This is a genomic window from Stenotrophomonas sp. YIM B13575 (assembly GCF_042787595.1).
Lineage (GTDB): Bacteria > Pseudomonadota > Gammaproteobacteria > Xanthomonadales > Xanthomonadaceae > Stenotrophomonas > Stenotrophomonas lactitubi_B.
This window is the reverse complement of the sequence record NZ_JBHZOP010000055.1, coordinates 1-21,030: the sequence shown is the minus strand read 5'-3', so window position 1 is coordinate 21,030 and position 21,030 is coordinate 1. Positions and strand designations below refer to the sequence as shown.

The 21,030-nt window shown below is 67.0% G+C and carries 23 protein-coding genes and 4 tRNA genes; 19 read left to right on the top strand and 8 right to left on the bottom strand.

Annotated features, from left to right (window positions below; all coding sequences use genetic code 11):
- The first annotated feature begins 11 nt into the window (after window positions 1-11).
- Entirely contained in the window at window positions 12-419 is a 408-nt protein-coding gene (locus ACFX4F_RS10380) for a type IV pilin protein (protein ID WP_380654870.1), read from the top strand.
- Window positions 420-463: 44 nt separating this feature from the next.
- Window positions 464-540 (top strand) — tRNA-Asn (locus ACFX4F_RS10375).
- A 52-nt stretch (window positions 541-592) separates the two neighbouring features.
- On the opposite strand, the gene ACFX4F_RS10370 is transcribed toward ACFX4F_RS10375, so the two are convergent.
- The gene (locus ACFX4F_RS10370) at window positions 593-1,138 is read right to left on the bottom strand and encodes a GspH/FimT family pseudopilin (RefSeq protein ID WP_380654867.1); all 546 of its coding nucleotides are present in this window, start codon (window positions 1,136-1,138) and stop codon (window positions 593-595) included.
- A 128-nt stretch (window positions 1,139-1,266) separates the two neighbouring features.
- Here ACFX4F_RS10370 and uvrB point away from each other — a divergent pair, with 128 nt between their 5' ends.
- The 3 genes from uvrB (at window position 1,267) to ACFX4F_RS10355 (ending at window position 3,645) form a co-directional block, all read left to right on the top strand.
- A complete protein-coding gene (uvrB, locus tag ACFX4F_RS10365; protein WP_099820041.1) occupies window positions 1,267-3,291 on the top strand; it encodes an excinuclease ABC subunit UvrB in 2,025 nt (674 codons plus the stop codon).
- 107 nt (window positions 3,292-3,398) lie between these two features.
- Window positions 3,399-3,473 (top strand) — tRNA-Val (locus ACFX4F_RS10360).
- Between the two features lie 97 nt (window positions 3,474-3,570).
- Window positions 3,571-3,645: transfer RNA gene (locus ACFX4F_RS10355), tRNA-Val, on the top strand.
- A 111-nt stretch (window positions 3,646-3,756) separates the two neighbouring features.
- On the opposite strand, the gene ACFX4F_RS10350 is transcribed toward ACFX4F_RS10355, so the two are convergent.
- The 5 genes from ACFX4F_RS10350 to ACFX4F_RS10330 all read right to left on the bottom strand — a co-directional run bounded on the left by ACFX4F_RS10350 (window position 3,757) and on the right by ACFX4F_RS10330 (window position 5,609).
- Window positions 3,757-4,089 (bottom strand): hypothetical protein, encoded by a 333-nt coding sequence (locus ACFX4F_RS10350; RefSeq protein WP_380654864.1) that lies wholly within the window; start codon window positions 4,087-4,089, stop codon window positions 3,757-3,759.
- Between the two features lie 261 nt (window positions 4,090-4,350).
- Window positions 4,351-4,545 carry a hypothetical protein gene (locus ACFX4F_RS10345; protein WP_380654861.1) on the bottom strand — a complete coding sequence of 65 codons (195 nt, stop codon included), beginning with the start codon at window positions 4,543-4,545 and terminating at the stop codon, window positions 4,351-4,353.
- A 31-nt stretch (window positions 4,546-4,576) separates the two neighbouring features.
- Window positions 4,577-4,768 (bottom strand): hypothetical protein, encoded by a 192-nt coding sequence (locus tag ACFX4F_RS10340; protein ID WP_032975717.1) that lies wholly within the window; start codon window positions 4,766-4,768, stop codon window positions 4,577-4,579.
- Between the two features lie 65 nt (window positions 4,769-4,833).
- The gene (locus ACFX4F_RS10335) at window positions 4,834-5,028 is read right to left on the bottom strand and encodes a hypothetical protein (RefSeq protein WP_025875233.1); all 195 of its coding nucleotides are present in this window, start codon (window positions 5,026-5,028) and stop codon (window positions 4,834-4,836) included.
- Between the two features lie 11 nt (window positions 5,029-5,039).
- Window positions 5,040-5,609, bottom strand: a complete 570-nt coding sequence (locus tag ACFX4F_RS10330) for a TlpA family protein disulfide reductase (RefSeq protein ID WP_380654856.1) — start codon at window positions 5,607-5,609, stop codon at window positions 5,040-5,042.
- A 107-nt stretch (window positions 5,610-5,716) separates the two neighbouring features.
- Between ACFX4F_RS10330 and ACFX4F_RS10325 the strand changes: the two genes are divergently transcribed.
- Window positions 5,717-5,857, top strand: a complete 141-nt coding sequence (locus ACFX4F_RS10325) for a hypothetical protein (RefSeq protein ID WP_165787265.1) — start codon at window positions 5,717-5,719, stop codon at window positions 5,855-5,857.
- An 8-nt stretch (window positions 5,858-5,865) separates the two neighbouring features.
- On the opposite strand, the gene ACFX4F_RS10320 is transcribed toward ACFX4F_RS10325, so the two are convergent.
- The gene (locus ACFX4F_RS10320; RefSeq protein ID WP_089240061.1) at window positions 5,866-6,153 is read right to left on the bottom strand and encodes a hypothetical protein; all 288 of its coding nucleotides are present in this window, start codon (window positions 6,151-6,153) and stop codon (window positions 5,866-5,868) included.
- A gap of 40 nt (window positions 6,154-6,193) precedes the next feature.
- Window positions 6,194-6,961: a MipA/OmpV family protein gene (locus tag ACFX4F_RS10315; RefSeq protein ID WP_089240063.1), complete on the bottom strand. Its 768-nt coding sequence runs from the start codon at window positions 6,959-6,961 to the stop codon at window positions 6,194-6,196.
- Window positions 6,962-7,104: 143 nt separating this feature from the next.
- On the opposite strand from ACFX4F_RS10315, the gene ACFX4F_RS10310 reads away from it, so the two are divergent.
- The 13 genes from ACFX4F_RS10310 (at window position 7,105) to ACFX4F_RS10250 (ending at window position 20,992) form a co-directional block, all read left to right on the top strand.
- Entirely contained in the window at window positions 7,105-7,776 is a 672-nt protein-coding gene (locus ACFX4F_RS10310; RefSeq protein ID WP_025875225.1) for a response regulator transcription factor, read from the top strand.
- 1 nt (window position 7,777) lies between these two features.
- Window positions 7,778-9,121, top strand: a complete 1,344-nt coding sequence (locus ACFX4F_RS10305) for a sensor histidine kinase (RefSeq protein WP_380654850.1) — start codon at window positions 7,778-7,780, stop codon at window positions 9,119-9,121.
- A 70-nt stretch (window positions 9,122-9,191) separates the two neighbouring features.
- A complete protein-coding gene (locus ACFX4F_RS10300) occupies window positions 9,192-11,603 on the top strand; it encodes a DNA internalization-related competence protein ComEC/Rec2 (RefSeq protein WP_380654847.1) in 2,412 nt (803 codons plus the stop codon).
- Between the two features lie 3 nt (window positions 11,604-11,606).
- Window positions 11,607-12,269, top strand: a complete 663-nt coding sequence (locus ACFX4F_RS10295) for a MotA/TolQ/ExbB proton channel family protein (RefSeq protein WP_380654844.1) — start codon at window positions 11,607-11,609, stop codon at window positions 12,267-12,269.
- A 3-nt stretch (window positions 12,270-12,272) separates the two neighbouring features.
- A complete protein-coding gene (locus tag ACFX4F_RS10290; protein WP_025875217.1) occupies window positions 12,273-12,695 on the top strand; it encodes a biopolymer transporter ExbD in 423 nt (140 codons plus the stop codon).
- Window positions 12,692-14,440: a lipid A export permease/ATP-binding protein MsbA gene (msbA, locus tag ACFX4F_RS10285; protein ID WP_099820048.1), complete on the top strand. Its 1,749-nt coding sequence runs from the start codon at window positions 12,692-12,694 to the stop codon at window positions 14,438-14,440. Before ACFX4F_RS10290 ends, msbA begins: the two co-directional genes overlap by 4 nt.
- Complete coding sequence (gene lpxK, locus ACFX4F_RS10280; RefSeq protein ID WP_380654839.1) at window positions 14,440-15,459, top strand: tetraacyldisaccharide 4'-kinase; 1,020 nt, start codon at window positions 14,440-14,442, stop codon at window positions 15,457-15,459. Before msbA ends, lpxK begins: the two co-directional genes overlap by 1 nt.
- A gap of 75 nt (window positions 15,460-15,534) precedes the next feature.
- The gene (gene kdsB, locus ACFX4F_RS10275) at window positions 15,535-16,308 is read left to right on the top strand and encodes a 3-deoxy-manno-octulosonate cytidylyltransferase (protein ID WP_380654836.1); all 774 of its coding nucleotides are present in this window, start codon (window positions 15,535-15,537) and stop codon (window positions 16,306-16,308) included.
- Entirely contained in the window at window positions 16,305-16,793 is a 489-nt protein-coding gene (locus ACFX4F_RS10270; RefSeq protein WP_099820050.1) for a low molecular weight protein-tyrosine-phosphatase, read from the top strand. The genes kdsB and ACFX4F_RS10270 overlap by 4 nt, the downstream gene beginning before the upstream one ends.
- Window positions 16,790-18,202 carry a hypothetical protein gene (locus tag ACFX4F_RS10265; protein WP_380654833.1) on the top strand — a complete coding sequence of 471 codons (1,413 nt, stop codon included), beginning with the start codon at window positions 16,790-16,792 and terminating at the stop codon, window positions 18,200-18,202. The genes ACFX4F_RS10270 and ACFX4F_RS10265 overlap by 4 nt, the downstream gene beginning before the upstream one ends.
- On the top strand, window positions 18,199-20,043 hold the full coding sequence (uvrC, locus tag ACFX4F_RS10260) for an excinuclease ABC subunit UvrC (RefSeq protein WP_367785452.1): 1,845 nt from the start codon (window positions 18,199-18,201) through the stop codon (window positions 20,041-20,043). The genes ACFX4F_RS10265 and uvrC overlap by 4 nt, the downstream gene beginning before the upstream one ends.
- A 17-nt stretch (window positions 20,044-20,060) precedes the next feature.
- Complete coding sequence (gene pgsA, locus ACFX4F_RS10255) at window positions 20,061-20,687, top strand: CDP-diacylglycerol--glycerol-3-phosphate 3-phosphatidyltransferase (protein WP_099820053.1); 627 nt, start codon at window positions 20,061-20,063, stop codon at window positions 20,685-20,687.
- Window positions 20,688-20,916: 229 nt separating this feature from the next.
- A tRNA-Gly gene (locus ACFX4F_RS10250) sits at window positions 20,917-20,992 on the top strand.
- Window positions 20,993-21,030: the final 38 nt, after the last annotated feature.

Genomic DNA, 21,030 nt, shown 5'->3' with positions numbered 1-21,030 from the left:
GAACCACGTCCATGCAGCATTTTCATACGCCTCATCGCACAGCGGGCTTCACCTTGATCGAATTGATGATCGTAGTGATCGTCATCGGCATCCTGGCGGCCATCGCCATTCCTTCGTACCAGCAGTACGTACTTCGATCACACCGTGCAGTAGCCAAAGCGGACCTGGCCGAGTACGCGCAACGTGCGGAGCGCTATCACTCCAGCAACAATTCCTACTCGGGCTACACCCTGCCCAGCAAGGTCTCGCCGCGCGAAGGCGGAGCGACGCGATACAACCTGAGCTATAAGGGAGATGGTTCCACGTTCACGATCACGGCATCTCCCGCGGGTACGCAGGTCAAGGACAGCTGCGGCAAGATGACCCTCGACCAGGCCAACCGGAAAACGTCGGAAGGAGCGGTTTCCGATTGTTGGTAGGGGTGTTGATCTTCCAGGATTCGACCAGTACAATGCGCCTCCCCGCCCGAATAGCTCAGCCGGTTAGAGCACTTGACTGTTAATCAGGGGGTCGTTGGTTCGAGTCCAACTTCGGGCGCCAGATACTGCAGAAGCCGCGAGAAATCGCGGCTTTTTGCTTTTCTTGACCCTGTTCAGCACGGCAGATTGCGGTTGCTGCGTTCGCTGCGGGTGCGGCCGCCATTGTTGACCACCAGCTTGCCGTGCAGTTGTCTGCCTGCGCAGATGCGCAGGGTCAGGTTGGCCCCTGGACTGCGTCCATCTGCCTGGAAGAACAGCCGTGGGCGCCCGCTGCTGGCCCGGGCCAGGATTGATATGTCCGAACGCCCGGTGTGGTTGCTCAGGATCGCCTCCGGCGACTCCGGCTCCCGGCGCTGATCGCCACTGCGGTAGATGATCCAGCCAGCGCTCCAGTCGTCGCTGCAGCGCAGGCCGTCGACACTGGCGCAGAGACCGATCAGCTCCCGTCTGCGCAGTGCCTCACTGCGCGCGCCGGACAGGCTGGCGTGCAGGGTCAGTTGCAGTGCATCGGCGCGTTGCCGTAGCAGCAGGGGCTGCAGCGCAGGCCATGATGCGGCCAGCAGCACCGCCAGCACGGCGATGACCACCAGCAGTTCGGTCAGGTGCACGCCCCGCGCAGAGCGAGGGCCGAGGGGGCAGGGGGTAGGGGTCGGGTGCATGCATCCAGCCTCCGCGCCCGACTGCGCGGCCGCCATCAGGCATCCCCCTGCCGGTCTCCCCGGCTTCCCCTCAGCCGACCGTCACCGGACGCCCTCTATACTTACCTTCCCCGGGACCTGGCAACACCATGAGCGACAGTTTTCAGCTTGTCTCGCCGTATTCGCCGGCGGGCGACCAACCCGATGCCATCGCCAAGCTGACCAGCAATTTCGAGGCAGGCGTGGCAAAGCAGACCCTGCTGGGCGTGACCGGCTCGGGCAAGACCTACACCATCGCCAACGTCATCCAGCAGATCCAGAAACCGACGCTGATCATGGCGCCGAACAAGACCCTGGCCGCGCAGCTGTACGGTGAGTTCAAGGCTTTCTTCCCGCACAACGCGGTGGAGTACTTCGTCAGCTATTACGACTACTACCAGCCGGAAGCCTACGTGCCGTCGTCGGACACCTTCATCGAGAAGGACAGTTCGATCAACGAGCACATCGAGCAGATGCGGCTGGCGGCGACCAAGACCCTGCTGTCGCGGCCGGATGCGATCGTGGTGGCGACCGTGTCGGCCATCTACGGGCTGGGTGCGCCGGAAGACTATCTGTCGCTGCGCCTGATCCTGTCCAAGGGCGAGCGCATCGACCAGCGTGACCTGATCAATCACCTGACCCAGCTGCAGTACACCCGCAATGAGTACGAGCTGCAGCGCGGTACTTTCCGCGTGCGGGGTGAAGTGATCGATGTATTCCCGGCAGAATCGGACAGTGAGGCCCTGCGCATCGAACTGTTCGATGGCGAGGTGGAAAAGATCACGATGTTCGATCCGCTCACCGGCGAGACCATGCGCAACCTGATGCGCTTCACGGTCTACCCGAAGACCCACTATGCGACCACGCGCGAACGGGTGCTGGCGGCGGTGGAAACCATCAAGGTCGAGCTGAAGGAACGGTTGGAGCAGCTGTATGCGCAGAACAAGCTGGTCGAGGCGCAGCGCCTGGCCCAGCGCACCCAGTTCGACCTCGAGATGATGGCCGAGGTGGGCTTCTGCAATGGCATCGAGAACTACTCGCGGCACTTGACCGGCAAGAACGCGGGCGAGCCGCCGCCGACCCTGTTCGATTACCTGCCAGCCGATGCGTTGCTGGTGATCGACGAATCGCACGTGACCATTCCGCAGATCGGCGCCATGTTCAAGGGCGACCGTTCGCGCAAGGAAACCCTGGTCGAGTTCGGCTTCCGGTTGCCGTCGGCGCTGGACAACCGTCCGCTGCGTTTCGAGGAATGGGAGGCGCGCTGCCCGCGCAGCATCTACGTGTCGGCGACGCCGGGCCCTTACGAATTCCGTGAGGCCGGTGAGGACATGGCCGAGCTGGTGGTGCGCCCGACCGGCCTGATCGATCCGGTGGTGGAGATCCGTCCGGTCGGCACCCAGGTCGATGACCTGATGAGCGAGGCCAACGAGCGCATCAAGGCCGGTGACCGCGTGCTGGTCACCACCCTGACCAAGCGCATGGCCGAGAACCTCACCGAGTATCTGACCGAGCACGGCATCCGCGTGCGCTACCTGCACTCGGACATCGATACCGTCGAGCGCGTGGAGATCATCCGCGACCTGCGCCTGGGCAAGTTCGATGTGCTGGTCGGCATCAACCTGCTGCGCGAGGGGTTGGACATGCCCGAGGTCTCGCTGGTGGCGATCCTGGATGCGGACAAGGAGGGTTTCCTGCGCTCGACCGGTTCGTTGATCCAGACCATCGGCCGTGCAGCCCGCAACGTGCGCGGCAAGGCGATCCTGTATGCGGACAGGATCACCCGTTCGATGCAGGCAGCGATTGACGAGACCGACCGTCGTCGTAGCAAGCAGGTCGAGTACAACCAGGAGCACGGCATCATTCCGCGCTCGGTCCTGCGGCCGATCGTCGACGTGCTGGAGGGCGCTCGCTCGGATGCCGCCGAGAAGGAGTCCCGCAAGGGCAAGGGCAAAGGCCGTTCCGGGGTGGCAGAGGAGGCGGCCGACTACCGTTCGCTCAGTCCGGCGCAGTTGGCCGCCCGTCTCAAGGCCCTGGAGCAGCGGATGTACCAGCATGCCAAGGACCTGGAATTCGAGGATGCCGCCCGGGTACGCGACCAGATCCGGCAGCTGAAGGAAGCCAGCCTGGGCTGAACGCGATAACGCGGCTTTTCTTCACAAAAGTATTGCGCTTGCCGGCCGTCGTCCGTAATATACGCGGCCTGCACCGACGCAATCGCGGCGCTGCAGAAGCAACAAACGGGCGGTTAGCTCAGCGGTAGAGCACTACCTTGACATGGTAGGGGTCACAGGTTCGAACCCTGTACCGCCCACCACGAAGTCCCCCAGGGGGCTGTCGTGAGGATGAAAAGCCCGGCCCTGGCGCCGGGTTTTTACGTAGAAGCACCAGCCTGCGGGCTGTACGGAATTTTTGGGCGGTTAGCTCAGCGGTAGAGCACTACCTTGACATGGTAGGGGTCACAGGTTCGAACCCTGTACCGCCCACCACCGGTTCCCGGCATCGCCGGGGCAGCGGTGGACACGATGAAGCCGGCCCAGAGCCGGTTTTTTTGTGCCTGCGATTCGCGCTTGTCTGCGCCTGGCCGGTTGCTGTCATCGTCAACCGCGTTGCTCGACACTGGCGCTGCGCTGCAGCTGCCAATGACCATCCACACGCTGCCACAGCTGCATGAGGCCCCGGGAGTGCGCTTGCCCGCGCTGTCCCGCAGGCGCTTCAGCGTGCACGCGACCATGAGCCACCTGCAGTACGCGGTCTGCACTCAAGCGCAGGATCTGCACGCTCTGGCTGTCCGTCTGGCGATGCGTGGCCGGCTCGCTGGCGGCACGCTGGGCATCGGCCTGCAGGATCTGCATTTGCAGCGAATCGCTTCCGGTGCCGGCGTCGCGGTTGCATAGACCGGCCATCAACAGCAGCAAGGCAAGCATCGGCATGGCACGGTGCTCCGGAGAAGGGAGTCCAGCGTTGCACTGTGGCCTGCGGTGTGAAACCGGTATCCGACGAAGGCGGGAAAAGTGCGTGCCAACGAGAGCCAGCAAGGATGAATCCGGGCTGGGTCGGGGCAGCTGCAGGTCATTGCCATGAAAAAGGCCGGGCCACCTGTGAAGGCAGTCCGGCCTGTGTGCCCGGAAGTGACCCCGTTGGCCGGGAAGCCTGGGCTCAGGTCACGACATGGCTGGAACCTTCAAGCAGGCTCAGAGCGGATCGCAGCACAGGCGAGGGCCGGACCAATGGCCTGAACCGCCATACGGGCAACCCGGGGTGAACTCGCAACCCGGGGCGAATCCGGCCTTGGCCGGCGTGGCGAACGCCTGCGCGGCGCCGAACGACATGGCGGCAACCACGACGATGCCGGCAATGGACGAGAACAGCTTGTTCTTTCCGATCATCTGTATCTCCTTTGCAGAGCGTCGAGGTGGATCACATGGGATCGCAGCAGACCAGCAGGCCGTGGGAGCCGGCGTTGCCGTATGGGCAGCTGGGATGTTCCTTGCAGCCCGGTGCGAAGCCGGTCTTGACCGGCGTGGCGAAGGCCTGCGCAGCACCGAACGACATCGCGGCAACCACGACGATGCCGGCAATGGACGAAAACAGCTTCTTCTTTCCGATCATGTGTATCTCCTTGCAGTGGCGATGGAACATGAGGTCACCGCTTGCGGGGCGGTGTCGAAGCGGAATCAGTTGGCGACGCAGCAGATGCGTGTGCCGCCGGCGCGGCCATTGCCGCCGAACATGCACCCGGGGGTATCCACGCAACCCGGTGCAAAGCCGGTCTTCACCGGTGTGGCGAAGGCCTGTGCGGCCCCGAATGACATTGCAGCAACGATGACGATACCGGCGACGGACGAGAACAGCGTTTTCTTCCCGATCATGTGTATCTCCTTCAGTTGGTGTGGCTTCCCGGATTCATTGCGTTGGCGACGGCCTGTACCGTCTCTGTGTCGAGCTGGCCGACATGCTTGTAGGCGACGCTGCCATCTGCGGCGAGCACCATCAGCATCGGTGTCAGCGTGGCGCGGTAGCGCTTGGAGACCTCGCCCTGATCGTCGACGGCGATCGGAAACGCCAGCGCGTGTTTGCCGGCGTACGCGGCAAGCTGATCGTAGGGTGGTAAGCCGACACCGATCAGTTCGGCGCTGCCACGCGCCGCCGCGATCTGCTGCAGTTGCGGCACCGAGGCCAGGCAGTAGCGGCAGGCGGTAGAGAAGAAGTAGAGGATCTGCGGAACGGCGCGGGCGCCACCGATATCGACATGGGCCTGCTGCGTCGTCCGCAGCGTCAACAGTTCAGGCCGGGTGCCGATTGCCAGACCATGTGCATCCAGCTGGGTCTGCTGCAGCTGCGCCGCCATCTGTTCGTTGACCTGCCGCAACTGGCGGTTCTGCCAGGAGAGCATGATGACCAGTGCGGCCAGCAGCAGGGCGACTACGGGAAACAGTGCACGCTTGAGCATCGATCATCCTTGAACGCCGCGTTGCATCGACCATACCGGAAACAGCAACAGGATTGTCAAGCTTTTGTATCATCGGTGACGCAGTTCCCAAACCACAGGACGCCACCATGAGTGACCATGCTCCCGTTTCCCGGCCGAACCCGATCGTCGAGCTGCTGTTCGGCGGCAACATGCTGGAAGGCACCTTCAAGGCCGTGATCTGGGTCGCACTGCTGTCTGCAGTCCTGGCCTGGACAACCTTCCGCTGACGGAATGCTCAGGCAGCAGTGAAGGCCTGCCGCAGGCTGCGCAGCGTTGCCTGCCGATACTGGGCCGCACACGGCTCGCCCATCTCCAGTTCCTGCAGTCGCAGGCCGACCAGTGTCATCGACAGCGCATAGCCGCGCGCCGCATCTGCAGCGCGCGACAGGCCAAGTGCACGTCGGGTCAGTGCGTCCACATGATCCATGTCCGGCAGCAGGCCCAGGTAGGCACGCTCGGCGCTGTCCAGATCCGGCGCGCGCAGGATCGCGTTGGCATCGGCGGTGGGGGTGACGGCGGCCATGCTGGATCCTTGCTTGTTGGTGGATTGGAAGCGGGTTCGGTCAGAACGCGCGCATCAGCGAGATGAAAGCGGATGTCTGGCTGCTGCGTCGTGCCATCGGGCTGTCCTCGACGGCATCACCGAACCACTGGTTGGCGACCACGCCGGTCGCGCGCCATTTCGTACCCAGTGGTGTGCTGACCGCGATCTGCAGGCTCGGCGAGGTGGCACTGCCGGGTTTGTAGGCTGCCAGCCCGGAGCGCAGGGCTTCCTCGTCGCTGATGCCGTAGTAGTAGTCGAGCAGGCGGGCGCTGGAATGCACCACGCCCACGCGCGGCACCCAAGTGAAGCGACCGGCCTGGATCGGATAGCTGTAGTGCAGGCTTGATTCAACACCGCCGCCATGCCCGCTCACTTCGCGCTTCACGCTGGCCGCTACCGCGCCCCAGTCCGCACTGTAGTCGGCGTTGATGCCGACCATTGCCGACATCTGCCGGCTGTGCAGGCGGCGCAGCTGCGGATCGTTCACGTCGTCGGTCTTGAAGCGCAACGTGTAGGGCGTAGCCACGGCCGACACGCGCAGGCCATCGGCCTTGTAGAGGTTCATGCCGAGCGAGCCAGGGCTGGCGAAGAAGCGCTTGCCCTGCCAGGACAGCGCCGGCAGCACCAGCGGCTTGTCGTCATAGTGCGCATAGGCGCCGGTGGTCGCGCCGAAGGTGATGCCGGCCTGTACGCCCGGGGCCTGTTCCTGCGCGTTTGCCAGCAGCGGCGTGGAGAGAGCGACGGTGCACAGCAGGGGGCGCAGCAGGGCGGGGGGCAGCGAGGTCATCAACGTACTACTTTGCGGGGATGGCGGTGCATGCTGCGCGCACAACATTGTCGGAACATTGCGCAGGCGCAATCTGCTGCATCGGCGCCACTTGCACGCCGAAGGCACTATGATCGGCACCGTTTCCGGTTGCCGAGCCCCCGATGCGCATTCTCCTGGTCGAAGATGATCCCGATCTCTCGCGAGCCCTGCAGTCCGGGCTTGAGCGCCAGGGGGTGGTCGCCGACGTGGTTGGCAGCCTGGCCGAGGCGGCGCTCGCCCTGCGTGAGCCGGTGCACCAGCTGATGCTGCTTGATCGGCAGCTGCCGGACGGTGATGGCGTGGGTTTCGTGGCGACCGCCCGTGCCCTGCGACCGAACCTGGCGGTGATCATGCTCACCGCCAAGGGTGGGCTGTCAGACAAGGTGGAGGGGCTGGATGTCGGCGCCGATGACTACCTGGTCAAGCCGGTAGCGATCGAAGAGCTGATGGCGCGGATCCGCGCCGTATCGCGTCGACCGTCGGCCATGGTGACCCCCCGGTTGCGGCTGGGCCGGCTGGAGTTTGATTTCGAATCGCTGCAGGCGCAGGTGGATGGACAGCCGGTCGCATTGCCGCGGCGGCAGGTGCTGGTGCTGCAGGCGCTGGCGATGCGGCAGGGTCGTACGGTCACCCGCAGTGCGCTGGAAGCGGCGGTGTACGGGTTTGATGATGAGATCCAGTCCAATGCGCTCGACGCGCATATCTCCAAGCTGCGCAAGGCGCTGCAGCAGGCCGGCGCAGGCGTGGAGATCCACGTGATCCGTGGCGTCGGCTACCTGCTGGCGGAGGCCTGAGATGGCACGACCGATCCGTTCGATCACGCTGGGTCTGGCATGGCGGTTGTTCCTGGCGCAGGCCTTCACGGTGTTGTTCGCCGTGGTTGCGTTGATCCTGACCTGGGGCGACAAGGACACCTGGGGCATGGACATGTTCATGGCCGAGAGCGCGGCCAACGCCGTGCACAGCGAAGGCGGCCGGCTGGTGCTGGATGAAGCACGCTGGCAGAAGCTCGATGCGCGTGCCGGTGGCAACCTGTGGTTCGCGGCGGTCGACGATCGCGGCGCATGGCTGCAGCGCGGCACGCTGCCTGCCATCCACGCGCCGCTGCTGGCCCGCCTGCCGACACTGGGTGCCACCGAGCTGGGGTCGCTGGTACCGCCGTACCTGGACGTGGCCCGGGTGATGATCCGCAACGAGGACGGCCGCCGCATCACGGTGATGGTGGGCGGGGCGCCGAAGGGCGGCCTGCTGGATGGCGCGTTGATGGTGCTGCGGTTGATCGGCCTGTGGTTCTTCCTGCCGTTGATCGTGGTCACGCTGCTGGTGATGCCGACGGTGATCCATCGCGCCATGCGTGGCGTGCGCCGGTCGGCGCAGCAGGCCAAGGAGCTGGATATCGGCCAGCCCGGTGCGCGCCTGGACGCGCAGCTGGTGTCGACCGAGGTGGCGCCTCTGGTCGAAGCGTTCAACGATGCGATCGACAAGGTGCAGCAGGGCTACGCAGCACGCGACAAGTTCCTGGCCGATGCCGCGCATGAACTGCGGGTGCCGATTGCGGTGGTGCAGGCGCGCTTGTCGCAGTTGCCGCAGGGGGAGTTGAAATCGCAGTTGCTGACCGATGTCGCCCGCCTCGGCAACGTCGCCGAGCACCTGCTCGACCTGCAGCGCCTGGACCGCAACATCGCCGCGTTGCAGCGGCTGGACCTGGCGCATGTCGTGCGCGAAGCGGCCGCCGACCTCGCGCCGCTGGTCGTTGGCGCCGGCTATGGCTTCGAAGTGGATGCGCCGGAGACGCCGGTCTGGATCCATGGTGATGGCCTGGCCTTGGGCCGGGTGATCGCCAACCTGGTACACAACGCCATTGTCCACGGCGGCGGGCGCGGCACCATCTGCGTGCGTCTGGACCGGCAGGGCCTGCTGGAAGTCAGCGACCAGGGCGCCGGTGTGCCGGTCGGTGACCGCGAGGCGATCTTCGAGCCGTTCCACCGCCTGCGTGCCGCTGGCAGCGGCAGCGGTCTCGGCCTGCATCTGGTCAAGGAGATCGTGCAGCACCACGGTGGCACGGTCAGCGTGGGCGAGGCGGTCGGCGGCGGCGCCAGTTTCCGGGTCAACTTCCACCGCGGCAACGTGCGTCGTTAGTGGGGCGCTGACAGCACCGCACGGCGTTGCCTGATGGTTGCGTGAGGCCGTACCACGGCACGCTGTGTCGATGGCTGCCGATCGGACCGTGTCGCCGTTGCTGGGCCCCGCGTGCGCAGCCGGCGTGGTCACCGGCGCGTTGGCCTGCGTGCTGTTGCCTGTGTTGCCACCGCTATGGGCGTCTGTTCCGGCAGCCGCCGTCGCGGCGTTGGGCTGGGTATTGCGCTGGCGCGGGCGCGCGGCGGCTGCGTTGCTGTTCGGCCTGGCCTGGACGTCCTGCCATGGATACTGGGCACTGCAGGCGCAGCTGCCGGCCGGTGCTGCCGCGCAGGATGTGATCGTCCGGGGTCAGGTCGTCGATCTGCCAAAGCAAGCGCCTGGATACACCCGGTTCGAGTTCCGGGTCGATGCGTCCGATGCGACGCCGATGCTGCGCGGAAAGCGGCTGCAGGTGTTCTGGCACGCGCCCCGGCGCGGGCCGGTCGACGCCGGGACAGACCAGAGACATCGCCTGCACGCTGGCGCGGACTGGCAGTTGTCGCTGCGCGTGCGGCCGCCACGCTCGCGCATCAACCCGGGTGGCTTCGATGGCGAGCGGCACGCGCTGCTGCACGGATTGGCAGCGAGTGGCAACGTGCGTGACGCCGGCACTACGCGGCAGCTGCGCCCCGCGCATGGCCTGCCCGCCTGGCGCGAGCGCACCAGTGCGGCCATCGCCACGCAGATCGCACACCCCTCGGCGCGGTTCATCCAGGCCCTGGCGCTGGGCGATACGCGTGGCCTGTCCGATATCGACTGGGCGCAGCTGCGCGCGCTGGGCCTGACCCACCTGATCGCCATCTCCGGCTTCCATGTCGGTCTGGTGGCGGGCTTCGCCGCCTTGTTGTGTTCTGTTCTCTGGCGGTCCTGGCCAGGACTTGCCGGGTTCTGGCCACGACCGCAGGCGGCGGCCTGTGCCGCTGCGGTGGCGGCGGCCGGCTATGCCGTTGTTGCAGGCAGCGAGCTGCCGACCGTGCGCACCGCGTTGATGATCGCGGTGGTGGCGTTGGCGCGCGTCGTCCGCCGTCCGGTGACGGTGGCACAGGGCCTGGCGCTGGCCGCGCTGGCGATGCTGCTGCCGGCCCCGCTGTCGGTGCTGTCTGCGGGCTTCTGGCTCAGTTTCGGCGGCGTCCTGTGGTTGTTGTGGTGCCTGCCGCAGGGGCGGCCGAAGGGGTTCTCCGCGATGCTGCGCGGCGCTGTCGCAGGACAGGGGGTGGCCAGCGTCGCTCTGCTGCCGCTGGCAGTGGCGCTGTTTGGTGGAACCGCGCGGCTGGGGCCGCTGGTGAATCTGCCGGTCATTCCGCTGTGGAGCCTGCTGGTAGTGCCTTTGGCCCTGCTGGGAACCGCTCTGGAGGCCCTGCATAGCGGGGCAGGGCAGTGGCCCTGGCGCGCGGCAGCCTGGGTGTTCGATGCCAGTTGGCAGCTGATGCGGCCGTTGGCCGAGCACCCGCAGGCAATGTGGTGGCTGGCGCAGGGGCCTGCCTGGGCGTTGCCGGCGGCCTTGCTGGGGGTGTTCTGGTGGCTGTTGCCACGCGGTGCGGGTGCGGTGCTTGCCGGGTCATTGCTGTGCCTGCCCCTGCTGTGGCCGGCACGGTCGGCGCCACAGCGGGGAGAGCTGGAACTGGTGGTGCACGATGTCGGCCAGGGCACGGCGGTGCTGTTGCGGACCGCCCACCACGCACTCTGGTACGACGTCGGTCCGCCCGCAGGCAGCGAGGGAGAGGAGCGGATGCTGCTGCCGACGTTGCGCGCGTTGGGGCAGGCGCCTCCGGCGCGGGTGATGATCAGTCACGACCACCTTGACCACAGCGGCAACCTTGCTGCGCTGCGCCGGCAACTGCCGGGGTTGGAGATACTGGCGCCACGGGGCAGTGCGATTGCCACTGCCGGCCCCTGCCAACAGGGACTGCGCTGGCAATGGGACGGGGTCGATTTCCAGGTGCTGCACCCGCCTGACGCTGTCCCGGCCGCTGGCATGAAGGGCGCCGACAACGAGGCCAGTTGCGTGCTGCGGGTTGCCGGCGCCCATGGGGTGGTGCTGCTGCCCGGCGACATCGGCCGGCCAGGCGAGCAGGCGCTGCTGGCGGGCGCTGCCGGCGCGCTGCGTGCGGATGTGGTGCTGGTGCCCCATCACGGCAGCGGAGGCAGCTCCACTGCGGGCTGGGTGAAGGCGGTGGCGCCGCAGCTGGCGCTGGTCTCGGCCGGGCACCAGAACCGCTTTGGCCACCCGAAGCGTGACGTGGTGCAGCGCTGGCAGGCGGCCGGCGCCGAAGTGCTGTCCACCGCCGAGTCCGGCGCGATCCGCGTATGGCTTGGCGCACAAGGCCTGCAGCTGCGTGAACAGCGTATCCACGCAGCCCGGTGGTGGGATGCCGCTGGGCGGGCACGGTCGGCTGCTATCCTATCGCCGATCGAACAAGCGGCCGTTGGGCCGGAGGGTTGAAACGTGTGGGAACTGGTCAAGGCCGGTGGCTGGCCGATGGTGCCGCTGCTGCTGTTGGGCGTACTGGCTTTGGCGATCGTCCTGGAGCGTTTCTGGTCCCTGCGGCGTAACGAGGTGCTGCCACCTGGCCTGGGCCAGGAAGTGCGCAACTGGGCCGCGCGCGGCAAGCTCGACCCGGCGCACCTGCAGACCCTGCGTGCCAACTCACCGCTGGGCGCCCTGCTGGCCGCCGCACTGGAAGCGCGCAACCGCCCGCGCGACCAGATCCGCGAGCGCATCGAAGACACCGGTCGCCACCTGGTGCACCGCATGGAGCGTTTCCTCAACGCGCTGGGCACCATCGCCTCGGCCGGCCCGCTGCTGGGCCTGCTCGGCACCGTGGTCGGCATGATCCAGATGTTCCTGGGCATCCTCGACCACGGCGTGGGGGATGTGAACCAGCTTGCCGGCGGTATCGGCAAGGCGCTGGTGTGCACCGCCACCGGCATGATCGTGGCGATCCCGGCGCTGATGTTCCACCGCTTCTTCAAGGGCCGCATCCACGGCTACGTGGTGGAGATGGAGCAGGAAGCCAGCGCATTGCTGGATACGCTGGATGGTCGCCCCGGGGTGATGAGCCCGCCGCCCGCCGCGCGCGCGTCCTCCGCCGCCACGGCAAAGGCCTGATCGATGCGTATCGGCAACGACCGGTCCCAGGATGAACCGCATATCGACCTGGTGCCGCTGATCGACGTCATCCTGGTGCTGATCATCTTCTTCGTGGTCACCACCACCTTCGATGCGCGTTCGACCCTGCAGGTGCAGCTGCCGACCGCCAGCCAGCAGCAGACCAACGAGCCGCCGCGCTCGCTCAGCGTGTTGATCAACGCGGACGGCCGCTACTTCGTCAACGATCAGGAAGTGCTGCGCAGCGACGTCGAATCGGTCAAGCAGACGATCGCCGCCGTCGCCGGCAGCGACCGTGAACAGACCGTGCTGCTGCGTGCCGACGCACGCACTCCCTACCAGGCCGTGGTCACCGCGCAGGATGCGCTGGGCCAGCTCGGCTTCCGTCGTATCGCCATTGCAACAGCGCCAGAGGTGCGTCCATGAGTTCCCATCACGCGCCAGTGTGGCCGATCTACAAACGTCTGCTGGGCTATACCCGCACCTACTGGGTGTTCATGATCGGCGCGGTCATCGCGATGGTGGTCGAAGCCCTGGCCGGCTATCACTTCACCAAGCTGATGGAGCCGCTGGTCAACCGCGGCTTCGTCAACCCTGAGCCGCGCATGGCGGTGATCCTGCCGCTGACCATCCTCGGCCTGTTCCTGATGCGCAGCGTGGCCACCTGGGTCAGCGACTACACGCTGGCCAAGACCGGCCGCAGCGTGGTCCGCGACCTGCGCGAACAGGTGCTGCAGAAGTACCTGCACCTGCCGTCCTCGCACTTCGACGCCGAAGCGACGCCGGTGATGGTCAGCCGCCTGAACTTCGATACCGAACAGGTCACCCAGGCCAGCGCCGATGCGCTCAAGACCGTGGTGGCCGACACCCTGACCATCATCGCCATGCTGGCGGTGATGCTGCAGATGAGCGTCAAAGTGACCCTGGCGATGCTGGTGGTGGTGCCGCTGATCGGCGTGATCGTCTCCTACGTGGGCAAGCGCTACCGGCGCATCAGCCGCGGCATCCAGGACGGCATGGGCACCATGGCGCAGACCGCCGAGCAGTCGCTGGCCGCGCAGCAGGAAGTGAAGGTGCACGGCACCCAGCAGCACGAGATCTCGCGCTACTCGCGCCTGGCCAACCGCATGCTGGCGCTGAACATGAAGGTGGAAGTGACCCGTGCGGCTGCCTCCAGCGTGGTCCAGTTCCTGGCGGCGCTGGCGCTGGCGGTGATCGTGTGGGTGTCCACCCGCGAAGCGCTGGCCGGCAAGCTCAATGCGGGCCAGTTCATGGGCCTGATGACCTCGATGATGGCCATCATTCCGTCGCTGCGCCGGCTGACCAGCGTGCAGACCTCGATCTCGCGCGGCGTGGCCGCTGCCGAGCGCCTGTTCGGCATCATCGACATGCCGGTCGAGCGCGACGAGGGCAAGCACACGGTGCAGCGCGTTCGCGGCGAACTGGCCTTCGAACACGTCATGCTGCGTTACCGCGAAGACAGTGGCATCGCCCTGGACGACATCAGCTTCGTTGCCAGGCCGGGTACGGTCACCGCCATCGTCGGTCGTTCCGGCAGCGGCAAGACCAGCCTGATCCGGCTGGTGCCACGCTTCTACGAACCCAACGGCGGCCGCATCCTGCTCGATGGCGTTGCCCTGGATGACTACCCGTTGGCCGATCTGCGCAGGCAGGTGGCCATCGTCGGCCAGAAGGTCATGCTGTTCGACGACACCATCGCGGCCAACATCGCCTACGGCATGGATGCAACCGACGAGCAGATCCGCGCGGCGGCCGAAGCGGCCAATGCCTGGGAGTTCATCGCACGCATGCCGCAGCAGCTGCAGACGCCGGTGGGGGAGAATGGCGCGCTGCTGTCCGGCGGCCAGCGCCAGCGCCTGGCGATCGCCCGCGCGATCCTGCGCGATGCGCCGATCCTGATCCTGGACGAGGCCACCGCGGCGCTGGACAACGAATCCGAGCGCCTGGTGCAGGACGCGCTGCAGCGCCTGATGCCCGAGCGCACCACGCTGGTGATCGCGCACCGCCTGTCGACCATCGAGCATGCCGACCAGGTGCTGGTGATGGACCATGGCCGCATCGTTGAGCGCGGCACCCACCAGGAACTGCTGTCGATGGGTGGCCTGTACCAGCACCTGCACAACATGCAGTTCCGCGAAAGGCAGGACTGATGGCGGGCAAAGGTACCCAGACCCCGCCGTACTGGTATGACGGCAGCCCGGTGCCGTGGCCGATGCGATTGCTGGCACCGCTGTACGCGGGCGTCACCGCGCTGCGCCGGCGCCTGTACCGCCGTGGCTGGCGCAAGCGCCATGCGCTGGCGGTGCCGGTCATCGTGGTCGGCAACATCACCGCTGGCGGCACCGGCAAGACGCCGCTGACCATCGCCCTGGTCGAGCGCCTGCGCGCAGCGGGCTGGAAGCCCGGCGTCGCCAGCCGCGGCTACGGCCGGGAGCAAGCGGACAAGGCACGTTGGGTGGAAGCCGATACACCGACCGCCCTCGGTGGCGACGAGCCGGTGCTGATCGCCTGGAAAGCCGGCGTGCCGGTACGCGTGGACAGTGATCGCGTGGCAGCGGGCAAGGCGTTGATCGCTGCCGGCTGCGACGTGATCGTCTGCGATGACGGCCTGCAGCACTACCGGCTGGCGCGCGACATCGAGATCGAGGTGGTCGATGCCCAGCGTCGCTATGGCAATGGCCTGATGATCCCCGCCGGCCCGCTGCGCGAGCCGGTCAGCCGCGCCGCCGAATGCGATTTCCGTGTGGTCAACCTGGGCCAGGCGGATGCAGCGACGGCTGCCCAGGCCTGCGGCTTCGGCCAATGGCCGATGGCCCTGCACATCGACAGTGCACAACCACTGGCCGGTGGACGGGCGCGTCCGCTCTCGTACTTCGCGGGCCAACGCGTGCATGCCGTGGCCGGCATCGCCCATCCGCAACGCTTCTTCGACATGCTGCGCGCGCGTGCGATCGGCGTGGTGCCGCACGCCTTCGCCGACCATCACGCCTACCAGCCGCAGGATCTGTCCTTTGGCAGCCAGTTGCCGGTGCTGATGACCGAAAAGGATGCCGTGAAGTGCCGTGCGTTCGCCAACGACTGGCAGTACGCCGTGCCGCTGCGTGCCGAGTTGCCCGCTGCTTTCTGGATCGCGCTGACCGATCGCCTGGACAAGCTGCGACCGAACTGAGGGGCCGTGCGGCGCTTGCAAATGCACGCCGCCGGCCGCATTCCTGCTGTATCGCGCCTGCCGAGTACCGCCCGCATGACCGACTTCGTTGTTGCCATCCCGGCCCGCTATGCCGCTTCGCGGCTGCCGGGCAAGCCGCTGCGCCTGCTGGGCGGAGAGCCCATGGTGCTGCATGTGGCCCGCCGCGCGCTGCAGGCCGGTGCGGGTGAGGTCTGGGTCGCCACTGACGACCAGCGCATTGCCGACGCCTTGTCCGGCCTGGAGGAAGTGAAGGTGGCGATGACCGCGGCGTCGCATGCCTCCGGCACCGATCGCCTGGCCGAATGCGCGCGCATCGCTGGCTGGGCTGAGGACACCGTGGTGGTCAACCTGCAGGGCGATGAACCGTTCGCACCGGCCGCCGGCATCCGCGCCGTCGCCGCCGCACTGGTGGAAGGCAGCGCGCCGATGTCGACCCTGGCCACGCCGGTCGAGGATGCACACACGCTGTTTGACCCCAACGTGGTCAAGCTGGTGCGCAACGTGCGCAACGAGGCCATGTACTTCAGCCGTGCGCCGATCGCCTGGCACCGCGATGGCTTCGCCCGCAGCCGCGAGATCCTGCCCGAGGGCCACCAGTGGCTGCGCCACATCGGCATCTATGGCTACCGTGCCGGCTTCCTGCAGCAGTTCGCCTCGATGCCCCCGGGCACGTTGGAACAGGTGGAATCGCTGGAGCAGCTGCGCGTGCTGGAAGCGGGCTATCCGATCGCCGTGGCGATCTCGCCCGAACCTTTCCCGCCGGGCATCGACACCCCTGAAGACCTGCAGCGCGCCGAAACGCTGCTGCAGGCGATGGCCGCGCGATGAAGCTGCTGGTCGTCTGCCTCGGCAACATCTGCCGCTCGCCGATGGCCGAAGGCGCGCTGCGCGCCCGCCTGGATGCCTCGGCGCTGGCGGGGCGGGTGCAGGTCGACTCGGCCGGTACCGGCGACTGGCATGTGGGCCAGCCACCCGACCGGCGAGCCATCGCGTGCGCGGCCGGGCATGGCGTGGACCTGGGCAGCCTGCGCGCGCGGCAGCTGCGGCCGCAGGACTTCGACACCTTCGACTGGATACTGTGCGCCGACGAGGCCAATCTGCGTGATGCCGCGCGCCTTGCCACCGCCGACCAGCGCGAGCGCCTGGCGCTGTACCTGCCGTGGTCGGGCGGGCAGGGCGAGCGCGCGATTCCCGATCCCTATACCGGTGGCAGCGATCATTTCGAACAGGTCTGGTCGCTGGTCGACGCTGCTGCCGAACGTACCGTGGCACGCCTGTTGCATCACGCCGACTCCGGCATAATCGGGCCATGAACATCCAGCCCGTCCCGGACCTGCCCGAGTTCGCCGCCTGGCTCAACGCCGCGCCCTGCACCCTGACCGAACTGCGTGGCCGGCCGGTCGCGCTGTTGTTCGTCAACGCGGCTTCCGCGTGGAGCGCGCAACGGCTGGCCGAGTTCAGCCAGTGGCTGTCACGCCACCCCGGTAAGCTGCAACCCCTGGTGCTGCAGGTACCGCGTTTCGATTTCGAGCGTGATGCCACGGCTGCATTGAAGCTGCTGCGCCGCCAGGGCCTGACCATGCCGGTGCTGCTCGATGCCGATTGGGATGGCTGGCGCCGCTTCGGCGTCACCGCGTGGCCGACCATGGTGTTGCTGGACGCGCAGGGTCGCGAACAGCAGCGCTTGATCGGCCAGGGCGTGCCCGGCGAGCTGGAGCGGGCCCTGAATGCCCTGTGCGAGGGTGCGCCGTCGGCCCCTTCGCGCGGAGGCAGCGAACTGCACCCCGAGCCGCGCCAGGCGCTGCGATTCCCCATGGGTCTGGCAGTGAACCAGGAACGGCTGTACATCGCCGACAGCGGCCACCACCGCATCCTGGAATGCAGTCACGGCGGCCGCGTGCTGCGCCAGTTCGGCCTGGGCACCGCCGACTTCATGGACGGCAACCTCGCCGAAGCCGCTTTCCACCGGCCGCAGGCGCTGGCGCTGGAGCGCGAGTCGCTGTACGTGGCCGACACCGGCAACCACGCCGTGCGCCGCATCAACCTGCTGACCGGCCTGGTCGACACCCTGTGCGGCAACGGTCGTCCGGGCGCTCCCGAGGAAGGGCCGGTGGCGCAGCCACGGCAGGTGTCGCTGGATCATCCGGTCGGCCTGGCCATCGCCGAAAACCAGCTGCACATCGCCATGGCCGGCGACAACCGCATCTGGAGCTATCACCTCGGCCAGCGCAGCCTGCAGTGGCGTGCCGGCAGTGGCGCCATCGACGAGCGCGACGGCAGTGGCCACCTGGCCGCATTCGCCCAGCCCACCGCCGTGGCCGTGGTCCAGCAGGTGCTGTACGTCGCCGACGCACTGGGTTCATCGATCCGTTCGCTGCAGCTGCGCGGCGATCTGGTGCAGACCCTGGTCGGGCAGGGCACCTGGCGCTTTGGCGAAGACGATGGCCCGCGCGCGCAGGCCAACCTGCAGTTCCCGCAGGCGATCGCGCTGAGCCCGGATGCGCCGTTGCTGTGGATCGCCGATACCGGCAATGGCCGCCTGCGCACGTTGCGCCTGGGCGGCGGCGAACTGACCACCCAGCCCTTGCCGCGGCGCCTGCACGGCCCGGCCGGCCTGGCCGTCGGTGCCGGTGCCGTCTGGATCGCCGAAACAGATTCGCACACCGTACTGCGTCTGGACCCTGACAGCGGCGTGCTCAGCGAAGTGCCGATCAGCGAATGACCGTTGTTCCCGTCCCGTCCTTCGATGGCAAGGCATTCGCGGCCCAGCTGAGTACCGCCCCGGGCGTGTACCGCATGTACGCGGCCGACGACACGCTGTTGTACGTCGGCAAGGCCCGCGCGCTGCGCAACCGCGTGGGCAGTTACTTCAACGGCAGTCCGAAGAACGCGCGCATCATGTCGATGCTTTCGCAGATCGTGCGCATGGACGTGACCGTGACGCGCTCGGAAGCCGAAGCGCTGCTGCTGGAAAACCAGCTGATCAAATCACTGTCGCCGCGCTACAACGTGTCCCTGCGCGACGACAAGACCTATCCGCATGTGCTGCTGACCCGCGAGGACTGGCCGCGCATCGCCCTGCATCGTGGCCCGCGCGCCATTCCCGGACGCTATTTCGGGCCGTATCCCGGCGTCACCGCGGTGCGCGAAACGCTGAACCTGATGCACAAGCTGTTCAAGCTGCGCAGCTGCGAAGACAGCGTGTTCCGCAACCGCTCGCGGCCCTGCCTGCAGTATCAGATCGGGCGCTGCAGCGCGCCCTGCGTGGAGCTGGTGCCGGCCGCGGACTACGCCGAGTCGGTGCGCCGCGCGGCGATGTTCCTGGAGGGCAAGAGCGATGAGCTGACCCGGGAGCTGGGCGAGCAGATGCAGGCCGCCAGCGAGGCGCTGGAATTCGAGCAGGCCGCGCGCCTGCGCGATCTGATCACCTCGTTGCGCAGCATGCAGACCCGTCAGTACGTGGACGGCCGCGCGGCCGATCTGGACGTGCTGGCGGTGGCCATGCAGGGCTCGCAGGCCTGCGTGATGCTGCTGGCCTTCCGTGACGGCCGCAACCTGGGCACCCGACCGTTCTTTCCCCGCACCAACGGCGAGGAAAGCGCGGATGAAGTGCTGGCGGCCTTTGTCTCGCAGTACTACATCGAATTCGAGCCACCGCGCGAGATCCTGCTCGACCGCGAAATTCCCGATGCCGATCTGATCGGTTCGGCGCTGTCGGCCTCGGCCGAGCGCAAGGTGCAGCTGAAGTGGAACGTCCGTGGCGAGCGCGCCGGCTACCTGGAACTGGCCAGCCGCAACGCGCAGTTGACCCTGGCGACCGAGATCAACAGCCGCACCGCGCAGCACGCGCGCAGCGAGGCGCTGCGGGTGATGCTGGGGCTGGCCGAGCCGGTGAAGCGGGTGGAGTGCTTCGACATCAGCCACACCATGGGCGAAGCCACCGTGGCCTCGTGCGTGGTGTTCGATGCTGCCGGCCCGGTGCGCGCGCAGTACCGCCGTTTCAACATCAGTGGCATCGAGCCGGGCGATGATTACGCGGCGATGCGCCAGGCCATCGATCGCCGCTTCCGCCGCGCGGTGGAAGAGCAGGGCGTGCTGCCTGACGTGCTGCTGATCGACGGTGGCGCTGGTCAGCTGGCGCAGGCGCAGGCGGCGTTGGCCGATCTGGGCGTGGAAGGCGTGCTGCTGGTGGGTGTGGCCAAGGGTGTGGAACGCCGTGCCGGCCATGAAGCCTTGGTGATGCCCGATGGCCGCGAACTGCGCCCGGGTGCGGCCGATCCCGCCCTGCAGTTCATCCAGCAGGTGCGCGATGAAGCGCACCGCTTCGCCATCACCGGCCATCGCGGGCGCCGGCAGAAGGCCCGGATGACCAGCAAACTGGAAGATATCCCCGGCATCGGGCCGCGCCGGCGCGCCAGCCTGCTGAAGCATTTCGGCGGTCTGGTTGGCCTGAAAGCGGCCGGAGAAGCGGAAATCGCCAAGGTGGAAGGCATCAATGACGCCCTCGCAGCGCGCATCTACGCTAACCTGCACGGGTTGGCCGCGCCTGATCCGGCCGAGTAGAGAGAGAATAAAGTCGCATGACGTTGACCCTGCCCACCTGGCTGACCCTGTTGCGGATCGTGATGATCCCGGTGCTGGTGCTGGTGTTCTACCTGCCCTACACCTGGACCAACTTCGCATCGGCGGCGATCTTCGGCCTGGCTGCGATCACCGACTGGCTTGATGGCTGGATCGCGCGTCGCTACGGCCTGGAATCGGCGTTCGGCGCCTTCCTCGACCCGGTCGCGGACAAACTGATGGTGGCGGTGGCGCTGTTCCTGATCGTGCAGGGTCATCCGACACCGTGGATGGCGTTCTGGGCTGCGGTGATCGTTGGCCGCGAGATCGCGGTGTCGGCACTGCGCGAGTGGATGGCCGAACTCGGCCAGCGCGCCAAGGTGCGCGTGGCGATGATCGGCAAGGTCAAGACCACCGCGCAGATGGTCGCGCTGCTGTGCCTGTTGTACTCGGTGGCACCCAACGTGCCGGTCAACGACATCTGGATGGGCCCGCCGGTGTTCCATATCGGCGACTGGACCCTGGCCATTGCCGCCGTGCTGACCCTGTGGTCGGGCCTGCAGTACCTGCACGCCGCCTGGCCGAGCCTGCGTGATGATGAGCGCGCTGCGCGCGAGCGTGCGCGGCAGAAGAAGCTGGGTAACTGAGCACCGGGGTCGGATCCCTTTCCGCAGGAAAGGGCTCTGACCCCATAGCCGCCCGCATCCACGCATGGCGTGGATCTACTGAAGCGTCCATCCACGCGCAGATCTACCGTTTTGTGGGGGTGTTGGAGTAGATCCACGCCATGCGTGGATACGCGGTCCAAGGCGCCTCGCTGACCCCGAAAAAAGCGCTTGACGCCATTTCCAGAACAGGTAGAATTTCGCCTCCCAAGCGGGAATAGCTCAGTTGGTAGAGCGCAACCTTGCCAAGGTTGAGGTCGCGAGTTCGAGTCTCGTTTCCCGCTCCAGATTCAAGAAGAACGCTCCCGCAAGGGGGCGTTTTTCG